Origin of the sequence: Achromobacter sp. SIMBA_011, assembly GCF_046535435.1 — a bacterium.
GTDB lineage: Bacteria > Pseudomonadota > Gammaproteobacteria > Burkholderiales > Burkholderiaceae_B > Achromobacter > Achromobacter dolens.
Genome location: NZ_JAWRWN010000007.1, coordinates 179,307 through 198,007 on the forward strand (window position 1 = coordinate 179,307; position 18,701 = coordinate 198,007).

The following is an 18,701-nucleotide window of genomic DNA, read 5'->3' on the forward strand; positions in this document are numbered from 1 at the left end:
GCGGTCAGAACTGTTGATATTGGAATTCGACCTTGATAGGTCCGCCGCTACCCGTGGTGGGCTGCGCCTGCAGCACGAACACCAGGATCACCCCGACATACAGGCAGAGATGCCAGAAAAAGCGGCGCCCCCAGGCCTTGGCCGCCTTGCGGGCGTCCGGCCCCTGGGCGGCGCCGTCCGGCGTCGCATCGGTTTTCTGTTGGGGGGTCATCGGGAAAAGTACTCCGCTATGCCTTGGTCCGCCATCGCCCAACCGAGCTCGGCCAGATGCATGTCATCACGCACCATGCCCGGTTCGAAGGGAATGCTGTACATATCGAGGCAACCCATCTGGTAGCGTTGGCACATGCCGGTGATGGCGGCCACCACCGGGTCGAAACGCTCGACGTCCAGGATGAGTTTGGGATTGAACGGCTGGATCACGAAGTACGCCTTGACCTTGCGCCGTTGCAGCAGGGCCATGACACGCGACAGGTCGCCCAGCTCGGTGCGGGTGAGCGGATCGACGTTGGCGAACTCGTTGCGCGCCGGCGAATACAGCGGCGCCAGGTACTGCTTGTAGTAATCGTCGCGCACGTCGTAGGGATTGTTGCCGCCCAGTTGGTGCTCGACTTCGCGCGCCTCGTGCGTCAGGCGCGACCATTGGCCGGCATTGAGCCTGGCCGACGAGGGCCACGACACGAAACGATGCGCGGGCACCGACAGCTTGCTGCGCGGACGGTCGGGCGCGGGCTCCTTGCGCGCGTTCCACCACAGCGACAGCTTGTCCTTGAGTTCGGCGACCTGGCCATTGGCGATCAACCACAAGAGCCCCCAATTGGCGTTGTCGCTGATCCAGGTCTGCATTTGTTCGCGCGTGCTGGGCTTGTCCCAGAGGCGATCCCAGACCGGTCCGGTGACGTGTTCGGCGAACGCGCTGCGCGGCAACTGGCCGCCCGAGGCGAACCAGGCCGGCGACACCATGATCACGAGCCGCGTGTTCGGCGTCAGCGAATCGGCCACCGACTCCAGCACGCTGACGATGCCATACGACTGGAACATGGCGTGGCCGTAGGCCAGCGTGGGCACCTTCAGTTCTTCGGGGAAGAAACGGTAAGGCACAAAGCGCAGATCATGGCTGGACAATTCGGACGAGCCGAGCACCACCAGCGTGCCGTCGCTGAGCGCGTTGCCCAGGCGGGTCAGGTTGACGTGCTGCGTGCCCCAATCCGGCCCCAGATTGGGCAGGTAGTTGCTCTTGGACGCCGCCACCGTCGAAACCGGATGGACGATGTTGGACAAGACGTCATCCGCGCCACAGAAAGCCCCATACGCCAGCGCCACCGCCGTGGTGGCCGCTGCGACGTGGGACAACAGGCGGGTATTGCTAAATATTGGCAGCGACATAGCCGGCGAGCGTGCGGACCGACTGCAGATGCTCCGCGATCTCGGGAGCCGGGATGCTGCAGCCGTACTCCGCCTCGACCGCCAGCGTGATATCCACGGCGGCGAGCGAGTCGACCAGGCCAGTGGCAATCAGTTGCGTATCGGGAGTGACTTTCTTCATGACGATCGACTCGACGATGGAGCCGATCTTGGTGTGGAGTTCTTGCTCGGTATGCATAGAGAGTGCGGCGTTACATTGCCTCGTCGGCAAAATATTCCCCGCCCCGAGATACAGGACGGCGAGTATACAAAAAATCGCTGAAAATCGACTGACATTTACAGCATCCTGGAGGGTCGCGCCGATGCACTTGGTTACATCAAAATCAGGCGGCGAGATCGCTCACGGATGCAATCATGGCATTACAAGCGTCGAATCGCCATGAAACTTACAGACCAAATCGCTATAAAAAGCGCGTAAACGTAACGCTTGCGGGTAAACACCGGGTGCTGCGTTGCAGCGGAACGACAGATTTCCGCGCGCCACCCGTCCCCTACCTCGTTGACCGCGCCCCAACGACCGCCCAAAACGAAAAAGCCCGCTTTCGCGGGCTTTTCTTCTGGCTGGGGACCCAACCTTTTACATCGGCGTGACGCGCGTGGGGCCGGCGCCGCTGATGACCTGCACCCGCTGGCCGACGCTGATCGGCACGTCGGCTTCCTGGGCCACGACTCGGGTTTCGCCGTTATCCAGACGAACCGTGATTTCGTAGCCGGAATTCTTGCCAACCTGGTTTTCCACCGCATTGCCCGCCAGGGCGCCCAGGATGGCGCCGCCAACGGTAGCGATGGTGCGGCCCGTGCCGCCGCCGACGGCGTTACCCGCCACGCCGCCCAGCGCGCCGCCAGCCAGCATGCCGACGCCGCTGGATTTGTCGTTCTGGATGACGATCGGGCGCACGCCCGTTACGGTGCCCGTGCGAACGATCTGCTCGCGCTGGGCTTGATCATAGCTATACACACCGCTGGACGCGCTGCGATTGGCGCAACCGCCCAGGACAGCCATCGAGGTCACGACGGCAGCCACGGCCAACCACCGGCCAGTACGCGGCGTCAACAAGGAAAAGGTTTTGCTTTGGTTCATTTGGACTCCTCGATCGGGCACTGCCGACGATCCGATCATACCCTGCCCAGACAGGACGGCAGCCTAACGTGCAACACACTGAAACTCACCGCCACGGGCGGAAAACGGATTTGCAAACCGGCCGCGGCATTCTCACGCCGCGGCCGGTCTCTCGTCTGCAATTCGACCATCCCGGCCGCTTCAGGTTCCCGCAACGGCCCCGGGCGGGCGACGGGGAGTTCAGGCCGGCAGATGGATGCCGTAGGTGGCGTGCAGCAGAGCGTCGATCTCGGCCCGCGTGGGCGCGTGGTTCTGCGGACCGCGCGAGGCGATCTTGATGGCGCCCATGACGTTGCCCAGCCGGCAACTGTCTTCCCAGCTCCAGCCGCTGGTCAGGCCGTAGAGCAGGCCGCCGCGCTGCGCGTCGCCGCAACCGGTGGGGTCGACCACCTGGGCCGCGCGCACCGGGGAGATCTGGATGGTCTTGCCGTCGGTCAGCAGCGTGGCGCCCTCGGCGCCGCGGGTCACCACCACCGCCTGCAGCTTGGCGGCGATGTCGGCCATGCTGCGGCCGGTGCGTTGCTCGACCACGCCGGCCTCGTAATCGTTCACCGTCAGGGCCTGCGCCAGGTCGAGCATGCGCTCCAGGTCGGCGCCGTCGAACAGCGGCATGGCCTGGCCCAAGTCGAAGATGAACGGGATGCCCTGCTTATGCAGGCGCTCGGCGTGGGCGAACATGCCTTCCTTGGCGTCCGGGGCGACGATGCCCCAGGCGGCCTTGGCGCCGCTCAGGTCGTTGCTGGCGGAGAAGGACATGGCGCCGGGGTGGAACGCGGTGATCTGGTTGTCGTCCAGGTCGGTGGTGATGAAGCACTGCGCGGTGAAGGTGCCGGGCACGACCTTGACGCGGCTGGTGTCGATGCCGAGGCCGTCCAGGCGCTCGAGGTATTCACCGGCGTCTTCGCCCACGGTGGCCACCGGCACGGGCTTGCCGCCCAGCAGGTTCATGTTGTAGGCGATGTTGCCGGAGCAGCCGCCGTATTCCTTGCGCATGCTGGGAACCAGGAACGACACGCTCAGGGACTGGATGCGGTCGGCCAGGATGTGTTCCTTGAAGCGGCCTTCAAACACCGCGATGGTGTCGAACGCCATCGAGCCGCAGACCAGAACAGGGGTTGCCATGAATGTCATCCTTCAGGGAAAGAACTTGTCGAGTTGGTAGCCGTTGACTTGAACGCCGGTCACTTCAATCGGCACGGAAATCTTCAGTTCGCCCGCCGGTCCGAAGGGACCGCGCAACTGCTCGGGCGTCAGGTAATTCTCGGGCATCAGCACCCGGCGCACCACCACGGTGTCCGATAAATCAGTCAGGTCCAGCACCAGCGCGGGCCAGTGCTGCGGCTTGTCGTAGCGGTTGCGCAGAACCAGGTTCAACACCAGGCGGGTACGGCCGTCGTCGATGGCGGCGGCGCCCGTGGGCGGCTGCAGCGACGACGAGGAAATGGCAATCCGCTCGAGGCGGCGCGCGTAGCCGACCGTGCATCCGAGCGGCTTGCAGACGGTCTCGAGCGCCGGCCGCAGGACGGGCACGGAGTTGGCGATATCGATGCGGTACACGTACAGCAGTTGCAGCCCCAGCGCGATCAGGCCGAGCAGGCAGGCATAGCCCCACAGCTTGCGCAGCAGGCCGCGGCGCTCCTGGCGGTCCTGGTCGAGGAATTCGGGCGGCGCGCGGCCGACGTCGGTGGCGCTGGAGTAGCGGGTGCGCGTGTCGCCGAGGATCGGTTCCGGCGAGTCCTCGCCGCGCCCGTCATTGACGTCGTCGTGGTCTCTGTCGAAATCGTCGTCGCGATCCCCGTCGCGGCCATCCTCGTCATCGTCATGGCGCGAATCGGCAGCATCGTCACGCACCACGAAGACCGGCTCGGCCGGCCGGGCAACGTGCGGCGCATCCCAACGCGCGCTGTCGCGCACCGCCACGATGGGCTCGTCGCGCGGCGCGGCGGGTTCCTGCCAGCGCGGCTGCCGGGCCAGGCGCGGCTCATCGTCGTAGCGATCGAGGTCTTCGTTCTCGTCTTCGTCGTCATCGCCCTCTTGCGCCAGCGCGGCGTCGGGTTCGATGCGGCGGCGGATATCGTCGCGGCCGCGCAGCACCGCGGGCGGTACTGCGGGCGGCACAGCGGGCGGCGGCGTGACGGGCCGGATCGCCGTTTCGCGCGGCGTCGCCAGGAAAGGTTCGTCGGGCAGGTCGTCCCAGGGGGCAACGGGGGGTTGCTCGGCGGACGGCCGCCGCACCAGAGGCGGGGGTTCATCGGCCGGTTGGGCGGGTGGCGCCAGGACCGGCGCGGCGCTCACCGGCGAGACAATGGGCGCGGCGGGCGGGATCGCGGCGGGCGGCGGAACCGCGGCCGGTACGCCCGATGCCGGTACGCCCGATGCCGGTATGCCCGATGCCGGTACGCCCGATGCCGGTATGCCCGCCTCAGGCAGCAGGCAGGCGCGGCCGTCGAACACGGTGGCGCAGGCGCCGCAACGCACCAGGCCGTTGCGGACCCGGAGTTGGTCGGGCACCACCTTGAATGACGTGCCGCATTGCGGGCAGCGGGTGGTCAGGGCCATGGCGCGATCCGGCGGAAACGGACTCAGGCCTTCTGGCCGTGCAGGCAGACCCAGCCGTCGCGGGCGCGCCAGACCGACATGGCGATCCAGGGCGCGTACGCGGCGGCGACTTCCTCGGCCTGCCGTTCCAGCACGCCGGACAGCACCAGGTGACCGCCCGCGGCGACGCGCCCGGCCAGCATGGGCGCCAGCACCTTGAGCGGGTTGGACAGGATGTTGGCCACCACCACTTCGAACGTGCCGTCGGCCAGGCCGTCGGGCAACATGGCCTGCAGTTCGACGTGGTTGACCTCGGCGTTGAAGACCGTGCTCTGCACCGCCTGGGCGTCGATGTCGACGGCCTGGGTCGGGCCGGCGCCCAGCTTGCGCGCGGCGATGGCAAGGATGCCCGAGCCGCAGCCGTAGTCCAGCAGCGTCGCGCCCTTGGGCAGCTCGGCTTCGAGCCACGCCAGGCACAGGTGCGTGGTCGGATGGCTGCCGGTGCCGAAGGCCAGGCCCGGATCGAGTTCGATATGGATGGCGCCATCCTCGGCCGCGGCCGCTTCCAGGCCCGGCACGTCCGGGCTGTCGCGGTGCCAACTGGGCACGATCCAGAGACGTTCGGCGATGTGGATGGGGCCGAACTGCGATTGCGTCAGGCGCACCCAGTCGGCGTCCGGCACGTCGCGCAGGCTCCAGCCGGCGAACAGCGCCGGGTCGAGCTCGCCCGCGGCGGCGGCTTCTTCCATGATCTGCGCGGGGTCGGCTCCGTCCGGCAGCAAGGCCACGACGCGATTGCGTTCCCAGGCCTGCACGTCGGGCTCGGTGCCCGGCTCGCCGAACAGCGGACGCTCGTCGTCGGTGCCCAGGTCGGCGTCCTCGACGGACACCGACAGCACGCCCGCTTCCAGCAGGGCGTCGGACAGGGCCTCGGCTTGCGCCTCCTGGCAATGGAGCACGAGTTCACGCATGATGATTCTTCCATCTGGCCAACGGGCCGCGGCATGCGCCGCGGCCCGGTCAGCCCGGTTAAGGCAGTAAAAAAGGGGCCACGGGCCCCTATTGTGCTGGTCAGGGGCGCTGGGCCAGCTTGTTTTCCAGATAGTGGATGCTGGTGCCGCCTTCGATGAAGCGGGCGTCCTGCAGCAGTTCACGGTGCAGCGGGATGTTGGTGGAAATGCCTTCCACCACCATTTCCGACAGCGCGGTGCGCATGCGTGCCAGGGCCTGGTCGCGCGTGTCGCCGTAGGTGATGACCTTGGCGATCATCGAATCATAGTTCGGCGGCACGAAATAGCCGTTGAACGCGTGCGAATCGATACGCACGCCCGGGCCGCCCGGCGTGTGCCAGTTGGTGATGCGGCCAGGGCTGGGCACGAAGCGGAACGGATCCTCGGCGTTGATGCGGCACTCGATCGCGTGGCCCTTGAAGGTGATGTCGCGCTGGCGCAGCGTGAACTTCTCGCCGGCGGCGATCAGGATCTGCTGCTGCACCAGGTCGACGCCGGTGATCAGCTCGGTGACCGGGTGTTCGACCTGGATGCGGGTGTTCATTTCGATGAAATAGAACTCGCCGTTCTCATACAGGAATTCGAACGTGCCGGCGCCGCGGTAGCCCATCTTGCGGCAGGCGTCGGCGCAGCGGTCGCCGATGCGCTCGATCAGGCGGCGCGCGATGCCGGGGGCCGGCGCTTCCTCGATGACCTTCTGGTGGCGGCGCTGCATGGAGCAATCGCGCTCGCCCAGCCACACGGCGTTGCGACCGCCGTCGGCCAGCACCTGGATTTCCACATGGCGCGGGTTCTCGAGGAACTTCTCCATATAGACTTCCGGGTTGTTGAACGCGGCGCCCGCTTCCGAACGCGTCATGGTGACGGCGTTCAGCAGCGCGGCCTCGGTGTACACCACTCGCATGCCGCGGCCACCGCCGCCGCCCGCGGCCTTGATGATGACCGGATAGCCGACTTCGCGGGCAACGCGGATGATTTCCTGCGGATCGTCGGGCAACGCGCCTTCGGAACCCGGCACCACCGGCACGCCGGCTTCGATCATGGCGCGCTTGGCGCTGACCTTGTCGCCCATCAGGCGAATGGTGTCGGGGCGCGGACCGATGAACACGAAGCCGCTCTTTTCGACGCGATCGGCGAAGTCGGCATTTTCGGACAAGAACCCGTAACCCGGGTGGATTGCCTCGGAATCCGTGACTTCGGCCGCCGAAATGATGGCCGGCATGTTGAGGTAGCTTTCACGCGACGGCGCAGGCCCGATGCACACGGATTCATCGGCCAGGCGCACGTACTTGGCTTCGCGGTCCGCTTCGGAGTGCACCACCACGGTCTTGATGCCCAGCTCGCGGCAGGCGCGCTGAATGCGCAGGGCGATTTCGCCCCGGTTGGCGATCAGGATTTTTTCGAACATTTTCAGCTATCAGCCAATGACGAACAGGGGTTGACCGTACTCGACGGGCTCGCCGTTTTCGACCAGGATTTCTTTGATGACGCCGGACTTGTCGGCTTCGATTTCATTGAGCAGCTTCATGGCTTCAATGATGCACAGCGGGTCGCCTTCCTTGACCGTGGCGCCCACGTCGATGAACGGCGCGGCGCCCGGGTTCGGCGAACGGTAGAAGGTGCCGACCATCGGCGCCTTGACCACGTGGCCCTGGACCACCGGGGCGGCTTCGGCCGCGGCGGGAGCGGGAGCGGGCGCGGCGGCGGCCACGGGCGCGGCGGCGACGCCAGCTTCCGGCTGGTGGTAGGCCACCGGCTGCAGGGTCTGCGAGAACTTGACGATGCGAACCTTGCCTTCGCCTTCGGTGATTTCCAGTTCGGCGATGCCCGATTCAGCCACCAAGTCGATCAGGGTTTTGAGTTTTCGAAGGTCCATAAAAGCTGCTTCCCGAGATAGTGTCGGCAACGTCCCGATCGTCGGGTCCGCGCCATATAAGATGTAAAAGCTGAGAGTTGGTGCGAGATCAGTGCCGCACTGCGTAACGCAGCGCCGCTTCGTAGCCGTCCGCGCCCAGGCCGCTGATGAGGCCTACCGCCAAGTCGGACAGATATGAGTGATGCCTGAAGGGCTCTCGCTTATACAGGTTGGACAAATGTACTTCAATAAATGGGATCGCGACCCCGGCCAGCGCATCGCGGATCGCGACGCTGGTGTGCGTATATGCCGCCGCGTTGATGATGATGAAATCGGTGCCGTCTTGCCGGGCCGCCTGGATGCGGTCAACCAGCGCGCCTTCGTGATTGCCTTGCCACGCGGTCAGCGTGGCGCCCAATTCACCGGCCAGCCGCTCCAGGCCCTCGTTGATCTGGGGCAGCGTGAGGCTGCCGTAGATATGGGGTTCCCGGGTGCCAAGCAGGTTCAGATTCGGGCCATGCAATACCAGTATGTTTTGCGCCATGCGCTTGCCAGAGAGTGGATTGCCAATTGTTGGCAAAACAGCCGATAAACCAGCTTTTTACGCCAATTCCTACTATTTGTCCAACAGACTTACGCCTTCAAACCAGAGAGCGTTTGATTCAGGTCGTCGGGCTGGATTTCACCCAATATCTTCCGGTTAATGCTGCCATCTGCATTGAAAACAATGGTAAATGGCAGGCCACCGCTAGGATTTCCCAGCTTGCGCAGGGTATCGATGGCACCGGCGCCAATGACCCACAACGGGTACGAAACCTGTACTTTCTCGACAAATTTTTGCATGTTGGCGGCAGAATCCACGCCGATACCGACAAACTTGATTTGCGGGTATTTTTTCTGCAACGCGTCGAGTTCGGGCATCTCCTTGACGCACGGCGCGCACCAGGTGGCCCAGAAATTCACCACGATGGGCTGGCCCTTCCAGGCGGCCAGCGACTGCGTCGCGCCGTTCAGGTCGGGCAACTGCAACTGCATGAGCGCGGCGACAGGATCCTCGGCGGCGGGCGCCGCGGGTGCCTGCCGGGACTTGTTGCGCCCCAGCAGGGTGTAGCCGCCCGCGACCGTGGCGGCCACGGCCACGGCGGCGGAAAGGAGTAGGCGTCGATTCATGGCGCGATCATAACCGCTGCGGCCGGTTTTCGCCGCATCGCCCGCCGTGCCGGCTTGACCTGCGCCTATATATACAATGCAGGACAGGAGAGTTTTCAATGCACCTGCACATTCTTGGCATCTGCGGTACGTTCATGGGCGGCCTGGCGCTGATCGCGCGCGCCGCCGGCCACAAGGTCACCGGTTGCGACGCGGGCGTCTATCCGCCCATGAGCACCCAGCTATCCGAACAGGGAATCGAGCTGATCGAGGGTTTCGGCCCCGAACAGATGGCCCTCAAGCCGGACCTGTACGTGATCGGCAACGTCGTCAGCCGCGGCAATCCCCTGATGGAAGCCATTCTGGAATCCGGCGCCCGCTATGTGTCCGGCCCGCAATGGCTGGGCGACAACATCCTGCCGGGCGCCCACGTGCTGGCGGTGGCCGGCACCCACGGCAAGACCACCACCAGCTCGATGCTGGCCTGGATCCTGGAAGCCGCCGGCCTGGCACCCAATTTCCTGATCGGCGGCGTGGCCCAGGATCTGCATGTGTCCGCGCGCTATGATCCGGCGCGGCGCCCGTTCGTGATCGAAGCGGACGAATACGACACGGCGTTCTTCGACAAGCGTTCCAAGTTCGTGCACTATCGCCCGCGCACCGCGGTGCTGAACAACCTGGAATACGATCACGCCGACATTTTTCCCGATCTGGCGGCCATCGAGACCCAATTCCATCACCTGGTCCGCACCATTCCGGCGTCCGGCCGCATCATCCGCCCGGCGCGCTCCGAAGCGCTGGACCGCGTGATTGCGCGCGGATGCTGGTCCGAAATCGTCACGTTCGGCGCCGATGGCGCCTGGCAGGCGGGCACGCCCGACGACAGCGGCGCCTTCGAGGTGCGGCGCGACGGCGCCAGCATGGGCAGCGTGCGCTGGACCCTGGGCGGCGAACACAACCGCATGAACGCGCTGGCCGCGCTGGCGGCCGCCGAGCACGCCGGCGTGCCGGCCGCCGAGGGCGTCGAGGCCCTGAGCCGGTTCGGCGGGGTCAAGCGCCGCATGGAACTGCGCGGCACGGTCAACGGCGTCAAGGTCTACGACGATTTCGCCCATCACCCCACCGCCATCGCCACCACCCTGGAAGGCCTGCGCCGCCAGGTCGGGCCGGCGCGCATCCTGGCCGTGCTGGAGCCCCGCTCCAACACCATGAAGCTGGGCGCCATGGCGGCGCGCCTGCCCGACTCCCTGAGCGACGCGGACCTGGTGTTCTGCTTCGGCGCCCGCGAGGGCAAGCACGCCCTGGGCTGGAATCCGGCGCAGGTGCTGGCGCCCCTGGGCGAACGCGCTTCCAGTTACGATGATATCGACGCCCTGGTGGCCGCCGTGACGCGCGCCGCGCAACCCGGCGACCAGGTGCTGGTGATGAGCAACGGCGGCTTCGGCGGCATCCACGGCAAGCTGCTGGCCGCCCTGGAGGCGCGCGGCTGAGGCCGGGCGCCTCCATCCGCGCCCCCGCCCCACCGGAAAGGCACCCAATGATTCTTTACCTGCACGGTTTCCGGTCCTCGCCGATCTCCTTCAAGGCCCGCCTGATGGCCGACGCCATGGCCGCCCGCGGGCTGGCCGGCGCGTGGACCTGCCCGCAACTGCCGGCCAGCCCGCGCGAGGCCGCCGAGCTGGCGCTGGGCATCGCCCGCGAGCAATTGACAGGCGCCCCCGACCCGCTCGCGCTGACCGTGATCGGTTCGTCCCTGGGCGGTTTCTATGCCACCTGGCTGGCCGAGACGCTGGGCTGCAAGGCGGTGCTGCTCAACCCCGCCGTCGAGGCCGCGCGGGACCTGGCGACCCAGGTAGGCGAGCACCGCATGTATCATTCCGACGCGCCGTTCATGTTCCTGCCGGAATATGTGGAGGAACTGGCCGCCCTGCACGTCGGCCGGATCACCCGGCCAGAGCGGTATTTCCTGGTGGCGGCGACGGGCGACGAGGTGCTGGACTGGCGTGAGATGCGTGATCGCTACGCCGGCTGCCGCCAGCGCATCGTGCAAGGCGGCGACCATGGCCTGTCCGGTTTCGCCGACTGGATGCCCGAGGTGCTCGAATTCGCCCTAGGCTCCACGCCGAATGGCCCCAAATAACACTGACATCAACGATAGATAGCTGCGCAAGGCGGCGCGTGCGCGCCGCCCAGGACGACCCTCACTATGTATGTGTTTTACGAAGACGACGGCAGCTTCAAGGCCGGCCATATCCTGTCCGAAACCGACGCCAGCCTGCAGGTGGAGTCGGAGTCGGGCAAGCGCAGCAAGATCAAGCGCGCCAACACGCTGTTCAATTTCGCCGCGCCCGAACCGGCCGCGCTGATGGCCCAGGCGGCGGCGCTGGCCGAAACCCTGGATCTGCAATTCCTCTGGGAATGCGCGCCCCAGGAAGAATTCGATTCGCCCGCGCTGGCGGCCGATTACTTCGGCCACGCCCCCACCCCGGTGGAACAGGCCGCGCTGCTGATGCGCCTGCATGGCGCGCCCGCCTATTTCCACCGCCGCGGCAAGGGCAGCTACCGCCCCGCCCCGCCCGACATCCTGGCCGCCGCCCTGGCCGCGCTCGAAAAGAAACAGCGCCAGGCCGAGCAGCAGCAGGAATGGGTCGACGAGATGGCCGCCGGCCGCCTGCCCGAGCCCATCGCCCAGGCGGCCGAATCACTGCTGATCCGGCCCGACAAGAATTCGCAGCAATGGAAGGCACTGGACGCCGCCTGCGCCAAGCTCGGCAAGAGCCCCGACCGCCTGCTGCTGGAACTGGGCGCCTGGCCGCACGCGCTGGCCCTGCACAAGCGCCGCTTCCTGGCGGTGAACTTCCCGCGCGGCCTGGCCTTCCCCGAGCTGGAACTGCCGCCGCTCGACCGTGACCTGCCGCTGTCGGATGCCGAGATCTACTCGGTCGACGACGTCACCACCACCGAAATCGACGACGCGCTGTCGGTCTCCACCCTGCCCGACGGCAATCTGCGCGTCGGCATCCACGTGGCCGCGCCCGGCCTGACCGTGACACGCGACAGCGAGTTCGACAAGCTGGCGCGCGCGCGCCTGTCGACCGTCTACATGCCGGGCGACAAGATCCCGATGCAGCCCGACAATGTCATCAAGGCGTTCTCGCTGGACGCCGGCCGCGAGGTGCCGGTGCTGTCGCTGTACGTGACGGCCAACCCGGAAACCGGCGAGGTCATCGAGTCGGACACGCGCCTGGAGCGCGTGGTGGTGCGTGAGAACCTGCGCCACAACATGCTCGACGCCCAGGTCACCGAAGAAAGCCTGAACGACGCCTCCACCGACCTGCCCTACGGCCACTGGCTGCGCCCGCTGTGGAAGCTGGCGCAGGCGCTGTCGGCGCAGCGCGAAAACGTGCGCGGCAAGCCCGAGAACAATTCGCGGGTGGAATACAGCTTCTACCTGGACGGCGACCCCGACGATCCCGACACCCCGGTGCGCCTGGTGCCGCGCCAGCGCAACGCGCCGCTGGACCGGATGGTGGCCGAGTACATGATCCTGGCCAACAATCTGTGGGGCGGCCTGCTGAACCAGCACGGCGTGCCCGGCATCTACCGCTCGCAACAGGCCGGCCGCGTGCGCATGAGCACGCAGGCGCTGCCGCACGAAGCCATTGGCGTGCCGCAATACGCCTGGAGCACGTCGCCGCTGCGCCGCTACGTCGACCTGGTGAACCAGTGGCAGTTGATCGCCGCGGTCGAGCACGGCGTCTCGGCGCGCCTGGTGGCCCCCTTCAAGCCGCGCGACGCGGACCTGTTCGCGATCATCGGCGCGTTCGACGCGCAATACGCGGCCTGGGCCGAGTTCCAGAGCGCGATGGAGCGCTACTGGTGCCTGCGCTGGCTCAAGCAGCACAACATCACCCGCACCGTGGCGCACGTGCTGCGCGAAGACCTGGTGCGCTTCGCCAACTGCCCGCTCGTGACCCGCATCGGGGGGATGCCCGAGCTGGAGCGCGGGACGGCGGTGGAGGTGGAGATCCTGGGGATGGATGAGTTGTCGCTGGAGCTGGATTGCCGGTATGTGGGGCAGGTGGGGCCGGCGGCTGAAGAGGCTGCTGCCTAGGGCGGTATTTGGCTTGTCGCTGGGTTGTTTCTGCTGGCGGCGGGGGGCTTTCTTAGGCCGCCCGTCTGGCAGGCGGCCCGGGCGGCGGGCGCCCACGATTGCGGTCCGGAGCGTTCGCTCCGGACTTCCCCTGCCTCATCCTCGTTGCCGCCTGCCGGCGGCTGCCTTCGGATTCCGTCGGGCGCATCGAGGTTGCCCGCCGCCCGGGCCGCCTGCCAGACGAGCTACGTTTTTCTTGGCCTGTGGCGCTGCAAGAGCGAGGAAACTTCACGAGATTGCTGATGCCCGTTGCGGGTGGCCGCGCGGGCGGCCGCCCGCAACTTACGCGGTGTCTTGGCTTGGCTTGATGACGCTGTGCGCGGGTGGCGGGTGGCTTGCTTGGGGGGCCGTCCAGTCGGGGGGGAGAGAGTGGCGGCGCGCGATGGAGGGTGGCTTGCGCGTGACGGGCTTGGCGCGCGCCTGATACTGACTGGGGAAGAACGGCTGACGGGGAAGATGTCTGGCGATACATCGCGGATCCTTCCACGGGAGAAGAACGCCCGATGCATCGCGGATCCTTTCCACGGAAGACAACGCCCGATGCGTCCCGGACTCTTCCAAACGTAGTACCGCCGGCGTTGCCTCTCCGATTCCTCAGCGTCTCGCCCGACCTCTCCCCAAATGCCAAAGAAGGCCGCCCGCGCGGCCGGTTTTGGCGGCCCCGCAAAATCTTCCGTCCCGACTCGGTCTTCCACCAAAACGCCAAGCACACGATTCGCCCCCGCGCCGGTGAAGTGATCACGCCGTAGCCCGTGGCGTCGGCGGCCGGTGGGGCGCGGGGCGTGTAGATGCGCCCGAGGGAAACCGTAGGGAGCCGAAGGCGTACGAGGTTGACAACGGGGAAGTCCGGAGCGAAGGCTCCGGACCGCAATCGTAGCCCCGCGCCCCACCGGCCGCCGACGCCACGGGCGGCCAAAAGAACACCACAGCCTCCCCGACAGCGACAGCACCAAAGCCTCCCGTTAAACTCCCGAAAAAATCACAATCGATATCGGAGGACGGACATGCGCATTCTGCTGGTCGAGGACAACCTCGACCTGGGCGATGCCGTGGAGAGCAAGCTGCGCTCGGCGGGCCATAGCGTGCAATGGGTGCATGATGGCGTCGCCGCGCTGCGCTGGGGGCTGGACGAGACCTGGGATGCGCTGGTGCTGGACATCAACCTGCCCGGCAAGGACGGCTTCAGCGTGATCCGCGAACTGCGCGCGGCCGGGCTCGAAGCGCCTGTGCTCGTCGTCACCGCGCGTTCCGAAATCGAAGACAAGATCGACATGCTCGACCTGGGCGCCGACGACTACCTCGTCAAACCCTTCGACCTGCGCGAACTCGAAGCCCGGCTGCGCGCCCTGCTGCGACGCCCCGCCGGACAGACCAGCAGCGTGACCGCCTACGGCAACCTGAGCCTGGACCTGGCCAATCGCCACGTCACGCTGGCCGGCGCGCCGCTGGAGCTGGGCCGGCGCGAGTTCCGGCTGCTGGAGATCCTGCTGGGCAAGCTGGGGCAGACCGTCGCCAAGGAACGGCTGATGAACCAACTGTTCGACCTGGATGACGGATCTTTGAACGCGCTGGAACTGCTGATCTCGCGCCTGCGCAAGAAACTGGCCGGCGCCTCCGTCGATATCGTCACCGTGCGCGGCGTCGGCTACCAGGCCCGCAGCCATGAGCCTGCCTGAAAGCGCCTCCATCCGCCGCCGCGTCTTCACACTGGGCGCGGTGCTGCTGGCCTGCGCGCTGATCGGGCTGGTGTTCTTCCTGCGCGACTACGCCCAGCGCGCCGCCGAGCAGGCCTTCGACCGGCTGCTGGCGGCGTCGGCGTTGACGATTGCCGGCTCCGTGCAGATCGAGGACAACGGCGTCACCGTCGAGCCGCCGGTATCGTCGCTGGCCATGCTGTCGGGCAGCGAACGGGTGTTCTACGAAGCCCGCGCGTCCAACGGCCGGCTCATCACGGGCTATGCCGACCTGGCGCCCGGCCTGCCGCTGGCGCAGTCGGCCACCCCGGTCTTCACTTACCTCAGCTACCACGACGAGCCGGTGCGCGTGGCCACGGTGGGACGGCTGGTGTCGGCCAGCCAGCATGCCGGCTGGGTCACCGTGCGGGTGGCCGAGACGTTGGGGTCGCGCGAGGAGCTGGCCGACGAAATCCTGGGCCGCAGCGTGCTGCCGCTGGTCGTGGTGTCGCTGGTGGCGCTGGGCCTGCTGTGGTTCGGCGTGCAGCGCGCCTTCGCGCCGCTGGCGGTGATCGAACGCGAACTGCGGCAGCGGGCGCCGGACGACCTGGCGCCGCTGGTGACGCCGGTGCCGACCGAGGTGCGGCGGCTGGTCGAGGCCCTGAACGCCTTCATGCAACGCCTGTCGGGCATCATGGACACCCTCAACACCCTGGTCGCCGACGCCGCGCACCAGGTGCGCACCCCGCTGGCCTCGCTGCGCGCCCAGGCCGAGGTGGCGCTGGATGAAACCGATCCCAAGCGCCTGCGCGAACGGCTGGGCCGCATCCACCTGAACGCCACCCACGCCAGCCAGTTGATCAACCAATTGCTGATGGACGCCACCATCACGCACCGGCTGGGCAAGGGCGCGCGGGCGCCAGTGGGCGTGGCCGAGACCATCAACGAAACGCGCCGCCGCATCGGTCCGCTGGAGGCGCAGCGGCTACGCATCGAAATCGCGTCGCAGGTGCGGCGCGCCCGCATCGCCGGCGACCGCGTGGCGCTGCGGGAAATGCTGCGCAACCTGGTGGACAACGCGCTGCGTTATGCGCCCGAGGGCACCGTCGATATCCAGGCGACGCCGGTGGCGGGCTACCGGGTCGCGCTGACCGTGTCCGACCGCGGCCCGGGCATCGCCGACGACGAAAAGGACGCCGTGCAGCAACGCTTCACGCGCGGCCGCGCCGGCGGATCGCAGCCGGGCTCGGGCCTGGGCCTGGCCATCGTGCGCTCGGTGGCCATGGCGCATGGCGGCTCGCTGTGGCTGCAGGACCGCCCCGGCGGCGGCCTGTCGGCGCGCGTCATCTTGCCGCTGGCGCGGCAGCGCGCGGGCCGCGCCCTGGCCGGATTGCTCGGGGCCATCGGCACAACGCTGTTGCTGCTGGCCGCCGCGCCCGCGGACGTGCGCGCCGCCGGGATTCCCGAGGTCGTCACCCGTTATCCCGCGCCGCAGCCGTCGTCGCGCGTGCTGACCATCGCCGGGCCCACCGACACGCCGGTGGTGGCGCCGCTGATCCTTGGCTTCCAGGCGCAGCGGCCCGACGTCACGGTGGTTTACCGCGAGATGGGCAGCCGCGAGCTGTACGAGGCCGCCATCGAGGACCGGCTCAAGGACGTGGACGTGCTGATGAGCTCCGCCTCGGACCTGCAGATCCGCCTGGCCAACGACGGCTATGCCCAGCGCTACGCCTCGCCCTACGCCGCCAAGCTGCCCTCGTGGGCGGTGTGGCGCAACGAGGTCTACGGCTTCACCTTCGAGCCGGCCGTGATCGTCTACAACCCCAAGCGCTACACCGAAGCCACGGTGCCGCGCTCGCGCCAGGACCTGCTGCGCACGCTGGAGCACGACCGTGCTCGGCTGCATGGCCGCGTCGGCACCTACGACATCTCGCGCAGCAGCGTGGGCTACCTGATGGCCGAGCAGGACGAGCTGGTGTCGTCGAACTTCTGGGGCCTGGCCAACGCCTTCGGCCAGGTCGGCGTGCGGCTGTCGGCCACCAGCGCCGAACTGCTCGACGCCATCGAGAACGACGAGATGGACCTGGGCTACAACATCCTCGGTTCCTACGCCCTGTCGCGCCAGGCGGCGGGCAGCAAGATCGGCGTGGTGTTCCCGCAGGACTACGTGCTGGTGCTGGCGCGCTCGGTGCTGATCGCGCGGCGCGCGCCCAACCCGGACCTGGGCCGCGCGCTGGTCGACTGGCTGTTGTCGCCGGCCGGCCAGCAGGTGGCCTCCAGCCACGCGGCGCTGGGGTCGATCATGGAAGACACCCCCGGCCGCTGGACCTCGGAAGCGGTGCTGGCGCGCTCACAGGGCATCGTGCAGCCGGTGGTGCTGTCGCCCGCGCTGCTGGTAGGGCTGGACCAGCGGCGCCATTCGCGCTTCGTGCAGAACTGGATCCGGCTGGTCACCGACACGCCTGAACGGCCCTAGGGCGCGGCGACCCCTCCTCCCGCCGCGTCCGCGAGCGGGCCATCGGTCCTGCGGCCCGCCGCGGACACCGGGATTACCCCTATCCCGGCTGTCGCGCCATGACAGGACGACGACAGACGCCGAAACCTAAGATGGGCGCCAAGCAGGCCCTTGCGCCTGTCGATACCAAATCCAAACGGAGACAAGACATGCTTGCCAAGTCCAGACTGGCGGCCGCCTGCGCCGCTGCATTCGCCATCGCCGCCGGCAGCGCCTACGCCCAAACGGTTCCCGCGGGCTACCCGGCCGATTATCAGAAGATCCTCGACGGCGCCAAGAAGGAAGGCAAGGTCGTGATCTATTCGACCACCGACACCAAGGCCGCCGGCCCCATCATCAAGGGCTTCGAAGCGCTGTACCCGGGCATCAAGGTCGAATACAACGACATGAACAGCACCGAGCTGTACAACCGCTACATCAGCGAGCAGGCGGCGGGCGGCAGCAGCGGCGACATCGTCTGGAGCTCGTCGATGGACTCGGCCCTCAAGCTGGCCACCGACTACGCGCTGCAGTACAAGTCGCCGGAAATCGCCAAGCTGCCGGCCTGGGCGGTGTGGAAGGATTCGGCCTATGGCACCACCTACGAACCGGCGGTGTTCATCTATAACAAGCGCCTGATCCCCGCCAACGAAGTGCCGACCACGCACGGCGCCCTGGCCAAGCTGATCGCCAGCCAGCCGGACAAGTTCAAGAACAAGGTCACCACCTACGACATCGAGAAGTCGGCCGTGGGCTTCATGCTGGCCGTGCAGGACAAGGCCAACGATCCCAAGTACTTCGAGACGCTCAAGGACATCGCCAAGGGCGGCCTGATCGTGCAGTCGTCCACCGGCACCATGATGGAACGCGTGTCGTCGGGCGAGAACCTGATCGGCTACAACATCCTGGGTTCGTACGCCGAGACCCGCGCCAAGACCGACCCGTCGCTGGGCGTGGCCTACCCGACCGACTACGCGCTGGTGCTGTCGCGCGTGGCGTTCATCAGCAAGAAGGCCAAGAACCGCAACGCCGCCAAGCTGTGGATGGACTACCTGCTGTCGCAGAAGGGCCAGGAAATCATGGCCAACCAGGCCGACCTGGCCTCGGTCCGCGACGACATCGAAGGCGACAACGACGTCGACGGCATGACCAAGAAGCTGGGCGCCTCGCTCAAGCCGATCCCGGTCAACGAGACGCTGCTGGACTACCTGGAGCAGAACAAGCGCCTGCAGTTCATCAAGGACTGGCGCGCCGCCGCCGGCAAGTAAGGCTGTCGCCGGTACC

17 protein-coding genes are annotated in these 18,701 nt (G+C 67.2%); 6 read left to right on the forward strand and 11 right to left on the reverse strand.

All coding sequences use genetic code 11. The features are described from left to right. Positions 1–4 precede the first annotated feature (4 nt). The 11 genes from SB816_RS22600 to SB816_RS22650 form a co-directional block, all read right to left on the reverse strand. Positions 5–211, reverse strand: a complete 207-nt coding sequence (locus tag SB816_RS22600) for a hypothetical protein (RefSeq protein ID WP_162876685.1) — start codon at positions 209–211, stop codon at positions 5–7. After that, positions 208–1,386 carry a D-alanyl-lipoteichoic acid biosynthesis protein DltD gene (locus tag SB816_RS22605; RefSeq protein WP_054503420.1) on the reverse strand — a complete coding sequence of 393 codons (1,179 nt, stop codon included), beginning with the start codon at positions 1,384–1,386 and terminating at the stop codon, positions 208–210. The genes SB816_RS22600 and SB816_RS22605 overlap by 4 nt, the downstream gene beginning before the upstream one ends. Continuing rightward, positions 1,367–1,603 carry an acyl carrier protein gene (locus SB816_RS22610; RefSeq protein ID WP_006392761.1) on the reverse strand — a complete coding sequence of 79 codons (237 nt, stop codon included), beginning with the start codon at positions 1,601–1,603 and terminating at the stop codon, positions 1,367–1,369. The genes SB816_RS22605 and SB816_RS22610 overlap by 20 nt, the downstream gene beginning before the upstream one ends. Positions 1,604–2,002: 399 nt before the next feature. Next, positions 2,003–2,506 carry a glycine zipper 2TM domain-containing protein gene (locus SB816_RS22615; protein ID WP_054503419.1) on the reverse strand — a complete coding sequence of 168 codons (504 nt, stop codon included), beginning with the start codon at positions 2,504–2,506 and terminating at the stop codon, positions 2,003–2,005. A 219-nt stretch (positions 2,507–2,725) separates the two neighbouring features. Continuing rightward, a complete protein-coding gene (locus SB816_RS22620; RefSeq protein ID WP_054503418.1) occupies positions 2,726–3,667 on the reverse strand; it encodes a carbohydrate kinase family protein in 942 nt (313 codons plus the stop codon). Between the two features lie 12 nt (positions 3,668–3,679). Further along, positions 3,680–5,104, reverse strand: a complete 1,425-nt coding sequence (locus tag SB816_RS22625) for a DUF3426 domain-containing protein (protein WP_410547576.1) — start codon at positions 5,102–5,104, stop codon at positions 3,680–3,682. Positions 5,105–5,127: 23 nt separating this feature from the next. Beyond that, the gene (gene prmA / locus SB816_RS22630; RefSeq protein WP_049071128.1) at positions 5,128–6,054 is read right to left on the reverse strand and encodes a 50S ribosomal protein L11 methyltransferase; all 927 of its coding nucleotides are present in this window, start codon (positions 6,052–6,054) and stop codon (positions 5,128–5,130) included. 100 nt (positions 6,055–6,154) lie between these two features. Then, positions 6,155–7,501, reverse strand: a complete 1,347-nt coding sequence (accC, locus tag SB816_RS22635) for an acetyl-CoA carboxylase biotin carboxylase subunit (protein WP_054503416.1) — start codon at positions 7,499–7,501, stop codon at positions 6,155–6,157. Positions 7,502–7,510: 9 nt separating this feature from the next. Continuing rightward, complete coding sequence (gene accB, locus SB816_RS22640; protein ID WP_054503415.1) at positions 7,511–7,969, reverse strand: acetyl-CoA carboxylase biotin carboxyl carrier protein; 459 nt, start codon at positions 7,967–7,969, stop codon at positions 7,511–7,513. A gap of 88 nt (positions 7,970–8,057) precedes the next feature. Further along, a complete protein-coding gene (gene aroQ / locus SB816_RS22645) occupies positions 8,058–8,492 on the reverse strand; it encodes a type II 3-dehydroquinate dehydratase (RefSeq protein ID WP_064523178.1) in 435 nt (144 codons plus the stop codon). An 89-nt stretch (positions 8,493–8,581) separates the two neighbouring features. After that, on the reverse strand, positions 8,582–9,118 hold the full coding sequence (locus SB816_RS22650) for a TlpA family protein disulfide reductase (RefSeq protein WP_144657086.1): 537 nt from the start codon (positions 9,116–9,118) through the stop codon (positions 8,582–8,584). A gap of 98 nt (positions 9,119–9,216) precedes the next feature. Between SB816_RS22650 and mpl the strand changes: the two genes are divergently transcribed. From mpl to SB816_RS22680, 6 genes are all read left to right on the forward strand, one after another. After that, positions 9,217–10,587, forward strand: a complete 1,371-nt coding sequence (gene mpl, locus SB816_RS22655) for a UDP-N-acetylmuramate:L-alanyl-gamma-D-glutamyl-meso-diaminopimelate ligase (protein ID WP_336236176.1) — start codon at positions 9,217–9,219, stop codon at positions 10,585–10,587. A gap of 47 nt (positions 10,588–10,634) precedes the next feature. Then, positions 10,635–11,237, forward strand: a complete 603-nt coding sequence (locus tag SB816_RS22660) for a YqiA/YcfP family alpha/beta fold hydrolase (protein WP_175168030.1) — start codon at positions 10,635–10,637, stop codon at positions 11,235–11,237. A gap of 66 nt (positions 11,238–11,303) precedes the next feature. After that, a complete protein-coding gene (locus tag SB816_RS22665) occupies positions 11,304–13,211 on the forward strand; it encodes a ribonuclease catalytic domain-containing protein (protein ID WP_410547577.1) in 1,908 nt (635 codons plus the stop codon). 1,043 nt (positions 13,212–14,254) lie between these two features. Continuing rightward, positions 14,255–14,926 (forward strand): response regulator transcription factor, encoded by a 672-nt coding sequence (locus SB816_RS22670; RefSeq protein WP_054503410.1) that lies wholly within the window; start codon positions 14,255–14,257, stop codon positions 14,924–14,926. Further along, a complete protein-coding gene (locus SB816_RS22675) occupies positions 14,913–17,399 on the forward strand; it encodes an extracellular solute-binding protein (RefSeq protein WP_410547578.1) in 2,487 nt (828 codons plus the stop codon). The genes SB816_RS22670 and SB816_RS22675 overlap by 14 nt, the downstream gene beginning before the upstream one ends. A 188-nt stretch (positions 17,400–17,587) precedes the next feature. After that, positions 17,588–18,685, forward strand: coding sequence for an ABC transporter substrate-binding protein (locus SB816_RS22680; protein WP_049071112.1), 1,098 nt, complete (start codon positions 17,588–17,590; stop codon positions 18,683–18,685). Positions 18,686–18,701: the final 16 nt, after the last annotated feature.